This window comes from uncultured Flavobacterium sp., assembly GCF_963925185.1.
Classification (GTDB): Bacteria; Bacteroidota; Bacteroidia; order Flavobacteriales; family Flavobacteriaceae; genus Flavobacterium.
On the sequence record NZ_CAWURC010000016.1, the window covers coordinates 1 to 11404 of the forward strand.

Below are 11404 nucleotides of genomic sequence, written 5' to 3' on the forward strand. Positions count from 1 at the left end.
CCCTAATGGTGCTTTTTTATTGGTAAAATAAATAATTTACACTCCCTAATTCGCTCTTTTATATTTCTTTTAATGATTTTTAACCTGTTGCCAAAAATGATGACTTGTTGTGTTATAAATTTTAGTTACTGTATTTCAATCAAATAGATACTTAAATAAGTTTATAAAATAAAAAAAACCGCTATTCAAAAAATGAATTGCGGTTTTTTTTATTTGTTTTTTGACTACTTATTATGGTCCAAATACGCCAAAACATTGTTTTCAATACGATCATAAATATTAGAAACATCTGCTTTTACAAACTTTTCTCCCAAAATATTCTCAAATAATTCAATATATCTTTCTGAAACGGTTTCGATATATTCAGCAGTCATATTAGGGATTTGTTGTCCTTCAAGACCTTGAAAACCATTTTCGATTAACCAACGGCGGACAAACTCTTTCGATAATTGTTTTTGTTCTTCTCCCCTATCTTGTCGGTCTTGGTATCCTTCAGAATAAAAATAACGAGAGGAATCTGGTGTGTGAATTTCGTCAATAAGAACAATTTTTCCTTCTTTCGTCTTACCAAATTCATATTTGGTATCTACTAAAATCAATCCGCGACTGGCAGCGATTTCAGTTCCTCTTTGAAATAAGGCTCTGGTGTATTTTTCTAAAACTAAATAATCTTCTTCAGTAACAATTCCTTTAGCTAAAATATCCTCGCGTGAAATGTCTTCATCATGGGAACCATTATCCGCTTTTGTTGTTGGCGTAATTATTGGCGTTGGAAATTTGTCGTTTTCTTTTAATCCTTCTGGCATAGTTACTCCACAAATAGTTCTTTTTCCGAGAACATATTCCCGCGCGGCATGACCTGAAACATAACCCCGTATCACCATTTCGACCTTGAAAGGATCACATAAATGCCCAACCGCCACATTTGGATCTGGAGTTGCTATTAACCAATTAGGAACAATATCTTGGGTTAGTTCCATAAATTTAGTGGCAATTTGGTTCAAAATTTGTCCTTTATAAGGAATTCCTTTTGGTAAAACAACATCAAAAGCGGAGAGTCTATCTGTAGCAACCATAAACAAAAGTTGGTCATTGATATTGTAAACTTCCCTTACTTTACCACGGTAAACCGATTTTTGACCTGGAAAATTGAAGTTGGTTGTAGTTATTGTGTTCATTTTAATAGTTAGTTGTTGTTTATTTTCCTGTTCAGTCTATTGTACTTGTAGCTGCAAAAATAGGTTGTTTTGAAGAGATACACAAAATTGTTAAAGTATATCACTTCAGAAAAAATGTTACTTTATTAGAAGCGTCGAGTTAAATAAATTCAAGATTCGGCTGTATTCATCAATCCAAGAATAGGTTTCAATAAAACCGTGGGGTTCAACTGGAAAAACGGCTAGCTCCCATTTTTTCTTGCCAAGTTCTATAAAGCGTTGAGACAAACGAACTACATCTTTATATTCCACATTATTATCGACCATTCCGTGTAGCATAAGCAAATTCCCTTCGAGAGTATTAGCATAATAAATTGGAGAACTTATCTTATAGGCGTCAGGATCAGTTTCTGGAAAATTGAGAATATTACTAGTATATCCATGGTTGTAATGCGCCCAATCTGTAACGGAACGCAAAGCTGCACCAGAAGCAAATTCTTTTGGAGCGGTTAATAGTGCCATTAGGGTAATGAAACCGCCATAGGAACCACCATAAAGACCAACTCTATTCGTATCAATTCCATAATTATCAACCAAATATTTTTTGCCATCTATTTGATCCGATAAATCTTTTCCTCCCATAAAACGATAAATTCCAGTTCTAAAATCGCGACCATATCCTTCACTTGCTCTATAATCGATATCTAAAATAGTGTAACCCAAATCTGCTAATAAATTATTAAACATATATTCCCTGTTATAACTACTCCAATAATTATGGGCATTCTGTAAATATCCAGCACCGTGTACAAAAAGTACTGCGGCTTTATTAGAATTCTCTTTTTTTGGCTGGTACAATCTTGCATACACCGTGGTGCCGTCTTGAGCTATAAAAGTAATTACTTCGGGTTCTCGCCAAGGGTAAGCCTTGAAATTTTCGGTAGTAGAAAAGGTAATCTGGCTAAGTGTAGAATTTTTTTTATTATCCGCTAAATACAATTCCCAAGGTTTATTTTTATAGGAATAACGAACCAATAAGGCACTTTCATCTGGGGATAAAATTACTTCGTGAGCGCCATCTTTTGTTAAAATAGGTTGCAATACGGTATCGGAAATAGGTAGTTTATAGAAATTTCTATTTCCAGGATGTGTGGTGTTTGTAGCTAGATAGAATGTTTTTTTATCTTTAGACAATACCACCTCTTTAACTTCCCATTTTCCTTTTGTAAGCTGCGTTTTTGTTTTTGTTTTTAAACTATAGGTATATAAATGAGAATATCCTGTTTCTTCCGATTGGAAATAAATGGTTTCATTATCTCCAAGAAATCCAAGTGTTCCGGTTCCAAAAGAATAATTAGGAATACCTGGCCCACCTATCCAAGCCTCATCGTGCTGATGCTCTACTTCTTCGAATGTTCCCTTTTCTAAATTAAAACTTACCAGCCATCTTTCTTTATTGTCTTGACTTCTAATTCCTATTATTGCACAGGAACCGTCTTTATTATAAAGAGGTCGACTTACTGTAACTAATTTATCAACATTTTCCCTGTTTTTAAGTTTGTCATACAATTCAAAATATTTTGGTTTATCCTGAATATGACTTAATGTCGAAAAATTTGCATAATACACAGTGTCTTTGGCGCTATTATAGATTCCAAACTTTGTTGAAACAAGATTGTTTTCTGAAACTTTTTCTCTCGTGTCTGGAGTTTTGTTGTACCCGTCTGCTGTTATAAAAACTTCCATTTTTTCGTTTTTATCTTCTTTTTTTTCTATCAAACTAAAGGTTAAAAAATCCCCTTTAGGACTTACATTTAGATTTCTAAAATCGTATTTGTCATAGAAATAAGGTTTTGGAAAATCGGATTTAATGCTTTTTGATTTTGACTCTTTCCAATTTTTTTTTGCTTCTTGGTCTCTAATGAACTGGAATAATTCTTTTTGTTGACTTATCAAAAAAGAATCTTTATCAACCTCTTTATCTGGCGATTTTCCTTGTTTGAAATTTGAAATTTGAAGAATGGTAGCTTCTTTTGTATTGTATTTTAATACATTTCCATTTTGTACAAAAAACAATATTTCCTCTTCAAATCCCAGCTGTAGATTGGAAATTGGGTTGCTGTTTTGATATAATTTTTTTGTGGTTTTATTCTTTTTTGAATAGGAATACAAAGCGCCTTTATTTAGATAATAAACAAAATCCGAAGTTGCTGTTTCTTTAAAATCTAATTTCGAAAACTCACTTTCTTCTGGACTGGCAAGTATTGGTTTTGTTAACCCTTTTTCCCAATAGTAGGTGCTTGAGCCCAATTCGTTATTTGGATTCCATTCAAAATAAATTTTTTTCCCATCCAAAGACCAATTTACATTATCAGGTTGTACACCTATAAAGGCGTTGCCCTTCATAATCTCTTCTAATTTCAATTTTTGACTTTGAATTGTTGTTGAAAACACAAAACAGATCAGAACCGTTATAAATTTATTCATATTAATTAGATTTATTTTAGACAAAAATACAATTTGAAAAGTAATAAAATTGATAAATATTTAAGAATTGATCAATTGATTAAATTTCGATATTTAATATTTTATGAGCCAAGTATTTTGCCACACCATCATCATCGTTTGTTGCAATCACTTCTAAATGAGAAAGTTTGTTTTTTAAACCTTCAGTGGCATTTTTCATAATCAAGGATTTCCCAGCAGCAATAAGCATTTTTTCATCGTTGAATCCATCGCCAAAGAAAATCGATTCCTTAAAAGTAAAATTCTCTTTTTCCAAAATTTTTAAAACGGCAACACTTTTATCGACCGATTTGTCCATAAATTCTAAACAAAATGGAAGACTAAAGGCATAATCAAAATCATCCGAATGGTCTGCCAGAATTTTGTCTTTTAATTCCACTAATTTTTGATGATCATTATGAGTGAAAAATAATTTTATGGCACTTAAATCTTCAATTGTAGTAAAATCAACTATTTCGGGTGGATAATTCATTACTGTTTGAAAACTGTTTAGCTTTTTATTTTCCTTGTTGGTTTGCCAAACTTTTTCCTTAAATAATACGGTAGTAAATTCTGAATCGATTTTTAATGCCAAAACTGATTTTATAGCATCGCTTTTTATGTCAAAAGAAAAAAGCAGTTCTTTTTTGGGGGAATGAATCCGAGCTCCATTTGAAGTTACCAAATAAACTGGGCAGCCCAAACCTTCGACAATGGGTAAAGCATCTAGATGATGACGCCCTGTGGCTACGATTATTAGATAATTTTCTTGGTGAAGTTTTTGGAAAATGGATTTGGTATAATCAGAAATTTGATGTTCAGAGTTGAGTAAAGTTCCATCTAAATCACTTATTATAACTTTGATTCTTTCTTTATTGATCATTTTTAAATTCTATTTAACAACCGCAAATTTACCCTATTTTCCATTTAGAAACAAAGAAAAAAAGAAGATCCATTTAGAGAGTACAACTATCAAAAAATATGATTTATTTTAAAACATATCTTCTAATGACAATGTTAAATAGCCTATATCCTAGAAATTTTCTTAAATATTTCATCAAGTTTGCGTCAAAACCTATGGAGTAACGTCTGAATTTCTTTGAAGGATTTTCTGCGATTTTATAAAGGTTTTCAACAATTGCATCCATTAATTGATAATTGTCATTTGTCTTTTCATCCATTATATTATTAATGCTATCCATCATAACATTATAAGAATCAATGGATATCGTTTCGCATTTTTCAACATTATTCTGGAAATTTGTCTGTGCATTTCCAAATTGTACTGTGCAAACACTAATGTTAAAATCCAATAACTCATAAGCCATGCATTCCGAAAAACTCTCGACAGCTTGCTTTGTAGCGTGATAAAAACTACCCAAAGGTAAATTTACTAATCCTGCAATAGAAGAAATATTGACAAATTGTCCTTTCTTTTGTTCGCGAAAATGAGGAATAAATGCTCTACAAACTTTTACTACCCCAAGCCAGTTTACATTAACAATGGCGTCAATTTTAGAATCTTCAGACAATTCTACAAAACTTCTATAACCAACTCCTGCGTTATTAATTACTAAATCAATTGATTTGGAGTCTTTTAGAATGGCCGTTTTAGCTATTTCAATACTTTCTTGAGAAGTTACATTTAGTTCGTAACATTTGATATTTGGAATATCCTGAAAGACACCTGCCTCTTTTATACTAATCATTGTGGCAATGACATTCCAGCCTTTTTTAGAAAAATATAAAGGGATTTCTTTACCTAATCCTCCCGAAGCTCCTGTAATTATAATATTCTTCAATCTCTTTATTTTAATTTTGTTTTACATTCTATCCTCGAAAAATGACCTAACTTTTTAAAAGAACGACCCCAATTGGGGCCGTATTTATAAATTTTAATTGCGAAAAATACATAAAATCTTTTAAAACACATTCTTATCTTGGTGTAATTTAGAATACAATCCTTACTGTTTTAAAAATAGTAAAACGCAACAGTCTACTAATCCGTATTTTCAATCATCTTGTAGGCATCAATCACTTTTTTAACCAAGCGATGACGAACAATGTCTTTGTCGTCTAAATAAATAATTCCAACACCTTCGACATCCTTCAAAATCAAAATTGCTTCTTTCAAGCCAGAAATGGTTCTACGAGGCAAATCGACTTGGCCTGGATCACCGGTAATCATAAACTTGGCGCTTTTTCCCATACGGGTCAGGAACATTTTCATTTGGGAATGTGTGGTGTTTTGTGCTTCGTCAAGAATTACAAAAGCATTGTCCAAAGTTCTTCCCCTCATAAATGCCAATGGTGCAATCTGGATAATTCCCTTCAAAATATAATCTTCGAGTTTTTCGTTAGGCAACATATCACGTAATGCGTCATACAAAGGTTGCATATACGGATCCAATTTTTCCTTCATGTCACCGGGAAGAAAACCAAGGTTTTCACCTGCTTCAACTGCGGGTCGAGTCAAAATAATTCGCTTGACTTGCTTTTCTTTCAATGCTTTTACTGCCATTGCTACACCGGTATAGGTTTTCCCGGTTCCAGCTGGACCAACCGCAAAAACCATATCGTTTTTGTTCATCGTATCGACCAACAATTGCTGATTAGGTGTCATGGCTTTGATGATTTTACCTCCAACACCGTGAACTAATATCTTGTCATGACCATACGTTTTTGCATCATCCTGGGCAGTACTTTGAATAACACGCTCGATAACATTGTCGTCGATGGTGTTGTATCTGGTAAAATGCAGCATCAATCGGTTGAAGCGGTTTTCGAATTCATCCAGCACTTCCTTTTCGCCAAAAGCCTTCAGGGTTGTTCCTCGGGCAACAATCTTCAATTTAGGATAGTACTTTTTAATCATTTCAAGATGAGTGTCTTGAGCGCCCCAAAAATCTTTTGGAGCGATGTCTATGAGCTCGATGATTCTTTCGTTCAAATGGTACGGTTTTAAATATTAAATAATCGTTGATAATTATTAGCTTTGCATATCTCAAATTTAATGAGTTTTAAGTTTAGTTTCCTTTTTATTTATAAACAATTTTATGTCAATAATTACCCTTACTACCGATTACGGCTTGAAAGACCACTTTGTTGGCGCGTTGAAAGGGAAAATTTTATCGGAATATACCGTAGCTTCCATAGTCGATATCTCGCATCATATTGACCCATTTAACACGGTTGAAGCAAGTTACATTATTGGAGCTGCTTATTCGAGTTTTCCAAAAGGTACCGTACATCTCATTGGTGTGGATATGGAATTCAACAAGGAAAATCAACATATTGTCATGCAATGGAACGATCATTATTTTATTGCCGCCGATAATGGAATTTTGAGTATGCTTTCTCAAAAAATTGTAGCCCAAAAAATAGTTGCCATCAATATTCACGATCGTTTGCCAAGTAACGCCACAGATTTGGACGTTTTTGTCAAAGTCGCCTGTCACATTGCCAAAGGTGGTTTACTCAACGTTATTGGCAAAGAAATAAAAGCCATCAAACAAGTCACCGATTTGCAAGCTGTTGCCGCTAATGATGGAAATTCCTTAAAAGGATACGTGATTTACATTGACCATTTTGGCAATGTAGTAACCAATATTTCGAAAAAGCAATTCTTAGAAGTTGCCAAAGGCAGACCCTACGAAATTGTCTTGCGAACTAAAAATATCAAAACCATTTTACCTAATTATTCTGCGATTGCGAGTTCAGACAAGTATCCAATCAAGAATTATGAAGGCGAAAAACTGGCGATTTTCAATACGGCTGGTTTCCTGGAAATTGCCATTTTTAAAAGTAATCCATCAAAATTAGGCTCGGCCAATAGCTTGCTGGGATTGAATTATAGAGATGTTATCAATATAGTATTCCGTTAACAATGCTTAAAAAAAACCGAAATAAAATGTTCATACGAATAGTAAAAATGTCCTTCTCCGAAGAAAATATTCCTGCTTTTCTGGAAAACTTCGAATTAGTGAAAGACAAAATACGAAATGCGCCGGGAAACCGTTTATTAGAATTGTATCAAGACAAAACCAACCAATGTATTTTCTTTACCTACAGTTATTGGGAAGCCGAAGAAGACTTGGAAAATTATAGAAAATCGGAACTTTTTAATGAAGTTTGGGCATTCACAAAGAAATTATTCAACGATAAACCCGAAGCTTGGAGTGTCGACAAGTTAGTTAGTTTAAAATAATTACGAATTACCAAATAAAAAAATTTGCGACTTAGCGTCTATGCGGTAAAAAAACATAAGAATGAAATCAATAGTATTACGAGAAATAAAATCCTTTTTCGGATCGCCAATAGGTTATTTGGTGATTGCTATTTTCCTGATTGGGAATGGCATAATCCTTTGGGTTTTCGAAGGAGAATACAATATTTTAAACAGCGGTTTTGCTGATTTAAGTCCGTTTTTTACTTTGGCTCCTTGGATTCTAATTTTCCTGATTCCGGCCGTTACGATGCGCAGTTTTTCGGATGAGAAAAAACAAGGTACATTGGAATTGTTGTTGACCAAACCCTTAAGTATTTGGCAAATCGTGAACGGAAAATTTCTGGGTTCGATGTTGTTAATTGTTATGGCGATTGTTCCAACTTTTATTTATGTTTGGGTCATTTCTGGTTTAGGTTCGCCCGAAGGAAATATTGATATGGGCAGCACGATGGGTTCTTATTTTGGATTATTGTTTTTGATTTCAGCTTATTCTGCCATTGGAATCTTCACTTCTACCCTATCCGAAAATCAAATAGTTGCTTTTATTGTTGCCGTGTTTTTATGTTTCTTTTTTTACTTTGGATTCGAAAGCGTTGGCTCGATTATTCCAAGTTTTGAAAGCGAAATTTCAAGTATTGGAATGCAAGACCATTTCAAAAGTATGAGTCGTGGTGTGATTGACACTCGGGATGTGATTTATTTTGTAAGCATCACATTCTTGTTTCTTTCGTTTACGGTATATAATTTAAAATCTGTTAAATCGTAATGATACCAATAAATAAAAGCAATCTAAAAACTTTATTGATTACCATTGCCATTTTACTGGTTGCAAATGGTATTGGAAATCAAATTTTTCATCGTTTTGATTTGACCAAGGACAAAAGATATACCCTTTCGCCAACATCTTTGAATATTGTCAAACAAGCCCAAAATCCGTTGTATGTAAAAATCTATTTGCAAGGCGATTTACCGGCCGAATTCAAACGTTTGCAAAGTGAAATTCGGGATTTATTCGAAGAGTTTCAAGCCTATAATAAAAATATTGTGTTCGAATTTGTAGATCCTTTGGAAAACAAAGACGAAAGCATGGACAACATCAAGGAGTTGTATCGAAAAGGCCTCACACCAATAAACATAACCGTTGACGACAAAGGAAAACAATCACAAGCTATGGTTTTTCCTTGGGCTATTGCGATTTACGACAACAAGGAAGTTAATATCCCGTTGTTGAAAAATATTATGGGTGCTACGACAACCCAAAAAGTGATTGGTTCTGTGCAACATCTAGAATATTCTATCGCCGATGCCATCAATAAAATCACGAAAGACAAACAGAAAAAAGTAGCGATTATTAAAGGAAACGGGGAACTTCAGGACATTCAGATTGCCAAATTCCTGATGCAGGTTCGAGAAAGCTACCACATTGGACCTTTCACTTTAGATTCAGTGTCTAATAATCCAACTGGAAGTCTAGAAGCCTTGGAAAAATATGACTTGGCTATTATTGCTAAACCAACAGAAACGTTCACTGATGCCGAGAAACAAGTATTAGATCAATACATCATCAAAGGGGGAAAAACGCTGTGGCTTGTGGATCAAGTCAATATGGAAATGGACAGTTTGTACAATTCATCTGGTTCTACTTTAGCTTTTCCAAGGGATTTGAATTTGAATGATATGTTCTTTAAATATGGATTTAGAATTAATTCAGAATTAGTTAAAGATGAACAAGGAAGCCAAATAAAATTAGCTACTGGCGATCAGGGCAGTGCCACCCAATACCAGGAATTCATTTGGAAATTTGCGCCACAAGTTTATCCAGAAAGCAAGCATCCCATCGTGAAAAATTTAGGTGGAATCAAGTTTGACTTTGCCAATTCGATTGATACTTTGAAGAATGGAATCAAGAAAACCGTGTTGTTGCAATCGTCTCAATATTCAAGAAAAATAGGTTCTCCGGCGGAGATTAATTTGAATATGGTTGCCGAAGAAACTACTCAAAGCGATTATTTTAACAAGGGAAATATTCCGCTTTCGGTTTTACTGGAAGGTTCGTTTCATTCGGTGTTTGAAAATAGGGTGTTGCCTTTTGAACAAAAAACATTTGAAGCCAAAGGAAAAGACAGTAAAATGATTGTGATCTCGGATGGTGATTTGATTCGAAATCAACTGGATAAAAACTTCCAACCGGTTGAATTAGGATATGATCAACGATCGGGAAACTTGTATGATAATAAAGATTTTTTGATGAATTGTGTCAATTATCTGCTCGACGATAATGGACTTATTAACATTCGTAGCAAAGATCTTGAATTGCCCTTATTAGATAAAGAAAAAGTATATCTCAATTACAGCTTTATACAATTCCTAACTATCGGGCTTCCAATCTTAATTTTAATGCTTTTTGGAGCACTATTTTCCGTCCTTCGAAAAAGAAAATACGGAAAGTAATGTTAATAAAAAAATTAAGAAAATATAATAGTTTACGATATATTTGTACCATGTAGGGTTTTTTTGAAAAAGTAAAAAATATATACAAAAAAAATAAAATAAAACAGATGAAATTTATAGTATCGAGTTCGTACTTATTAAAACAATTACAAGTGTTAGGAAGCGTTATCAACAGCAGCAATACGTTGCCTATTTTAGATAATTTTCTATTTGAATTAGACCATAAAGCGTTAACCGTTTCGGCTTCTGATTTAGAAACTACCATGTCAGCTACTTTAGACATTGATTCTAATAGCAAAGGAAGCGTTGCTGTTCCTGCAAAATTGCTTTTGGAAATCTTGAAAACCTTTCCAGAACAACCCTTGACTTTTACCGTTGAAGAAAATAGCACGATAGAAATTAGTTCTAACTCAGGGAAATATGCTTTAGCGTATGCTCCGGGTGAAGAGTTTCCAAAATCAGTGAACTTAGACGAACCTTCGGTAACTTTAGTTCCTGCCGATGTTTTGGCAACAGCCATTAGCAAAACGATTTTTGCTGCTGGAAACGATGATTTGCGTCCGGTAATGTCTGGCGTTTTCTTCCAGTTTTCTCCACAAGGATTAACATTTGTAGCCACTGATGCTCACAAATTAGTAAAATATGCTCGTACCGATGTATCGGCTTCGCAAGTGGCCGATTTTATTATGCCAAAAAAACCTTTGACTATATTGAAAAATATTCTGGGTGCTTCAGATGCGGAAGTAAAAATTGAATATAACGATTCTAATGCGACTTTTTCTTTCGACAATTACATATTAATGTGTCGTTTGATTGACGGAAAATATCCAAACTATGAAGCAGTAATTCCTAAAGAGAATCCAAATAAATTGATGATAGACAGAACACAATTCTTAAGTTCTGTTCGTCGTGTTGCAATTTTCTCTAACAAAACTACACACCAAATTCGTTTGAAAATTGCCGGTGCTGAATTGAATATTTCTGCTGAAGATATTGATTACTCCAACAAAGCCGAAGAAAGACTGACTTGTGATTATCAAGGTGACGATATGCAAATTGGGTA

General features: G+C 33.8%; 10 protein-coding genes. 5 read left to right on the top strand and 5 right to left on the bottom strand.

What is annotated here, in order from left to right:
* Window positions 1-224: 224 nt before the first annotated feature.
* The 5 genes from AABM59_RS04380 to AABM59_RS04400 form a co-directional block, all read right to left on the bottom strand.
* A complete protein-coding gene (locus AABM59_RS04380) occupies window positions 225-1178 on the bottom strand; it encodes a phosphoribosylaminoimidazolesuccinocarboxamide synthase (RefSeq protein WP_338407761.1) in 954 nt (317 codons plus the stop codon).
* 117 nt (window positions 1179-1295) lie between these two features.
* Window positions 1296-3581 carry a prolyl oligopeptidase family serine peptidase gene (locus AABM59_RS04385; protein ID WP_338407762.1) on the bottom strand — a complete coding sequence of 762 codons (2286 nt, stop codon included), beginning with the start codon at window positions 3579-3581 and terminating at the stop codon, window positions 1296-1298.
* 142 nt (window positions 3582-3723) lie between these two features.
* Complete coding sequence (locus AABM59_RS04390; RefSeq protein ID WP_338407763.1) at window positions 3724-4545, bottom strand: HAD family hydrolase; 822 nt, start codon at window positions 4543-4545, stop codon at window positions 3724-3726.
* Between the two features lie 103 nt (window positions 4546-4648).
* A complete protein-coding gene (locus AABM59_RS04395) occupies window positions 4649-5464 on the bottom strand; it encodes an SDR family NAD(P)-dependent oxidoreductase (protein ID WP_338407764.1) in 816 nt (271 codons plus the stop codon).
* A 197-nt stretch (window positions 5465-5661) separates the two neighbouring features.
* On the bottom strand, window positions 5662-6612 hold the full coding sequence (locus AABM59_RS04400; protein ID WP_338407765.1) for a PhoH family protein: 951 nt from the start codon (window positions 6610-6612) through the stop codon (window positions 5662-5664).
* Window positions 6613-6718: 106 nt separating this feature from the next.
* Here AABM59_RS04400 and AABM59_RS04405 point away from each other — a divergent pair, with 106 nt between their 5' ends.
* The 5 genes from AABM59_RS04405 to dnaN all read left to right on the top strand — a co-directional run.
* Window positions 6719-7546: an SAM-dependent chlorinase/fluorinase gene (locus AABM59_RS04405; RefSeq protein WP_338407766.1), complete on the top strand. Its 828-nt coding sequence runs from the start codon at window positions 6719-6721 to the stop codon at window positions 7544-7546.
* Between the two features lie 26 nt (window positions 7547-7572).
* Window positions 7573-7869, top strand: coding sequence for an antibiotic biosynthesis monooxygenase family protein (locus tag AABM59_RS04410; RefSeq protein ID WP_338407767.1), 297 nt, complete (start codon window positions 7573-7575; stop codon window positions 7867-7869).
* A 61-nt stretch (window positions 7870-7930) separates the two neighbouring features.
* Window positions 7931-8656, top strand: coding sequence for a gliding motility-associated ABC transporter permease subunit GldF (gldF, locus tag AABM59_RS04415; protein WP_338407768.1), 726 nt, complete (start codon window positions 7931-7933; stop codon window positions 8654-8656).
* Window positions 8656-10341 (top strand): gliding motility-associated ABC transporter substrate-binding protein GldG, encoded by a 1686-nt coding sequence (gldG, locus tag AABM59_RS04420; protein WP_338407769.1) that lies wholly within the window; start codon window positions 8656-8658, stop codon window positions 10339-10341. The genes gldF and gldG overlap by 1 nt, the downstream gene beginning before the upstream one ends.
* 107 nt (window positions 10342-10448) lie before the next feature.
* The coding region (gene dnaN, locus AABM59_RS04425; RefSeq protein ID WP_338407770.1) for a DNA polymerase III subunit beta at window positions 10449-11404 on the top strand (956 nt) is incomplete at its 3' end.

Bases quoted from the DNA above. Each gene is read 5' to 3' on its own strand.
- AABM59_RS04405 (WP_338407766.1), top strand. From the start codon at position 6,719: ATGTCAATAATTACCCTTACTACCGATTACGGCTTGAAAGACCACTTT.
- AABM59_RS04380 (WP_338407761.1), bottom strand. From the start codon at position 1,178: ATGAACACAATAACTACAACCAACTTCAATTTTCCAGGTCAAAAATCG.
- AABM59_RS04390 (WP_338407763.1), bottom strand. From the start codon at position 4,545: ATGATCAATAAAGAAAGAATCAAAGTTATAATAAGTGATTTAGATGGA.
- AABM59_RS04410 (WP_338407767.1), top strand. From the start codon at position 7,573: ATGTTCATACGAATAGTAAAAATGTCCTTCTCCGAAGAAAATATTCCT.
- gldF (WP_338407768.1), top strand. From the start codon at position 7,931: ATGAAATCAATAGTATTACGAGAAATAAAATCCTTTTTCGGATCGCCA.
- gldG (WP_338407769.1), top strand. From the start codon at position 8,656: ATGATACCAATAAATAAAAGCAATCTAAAAACTTTATTGATTACCATT.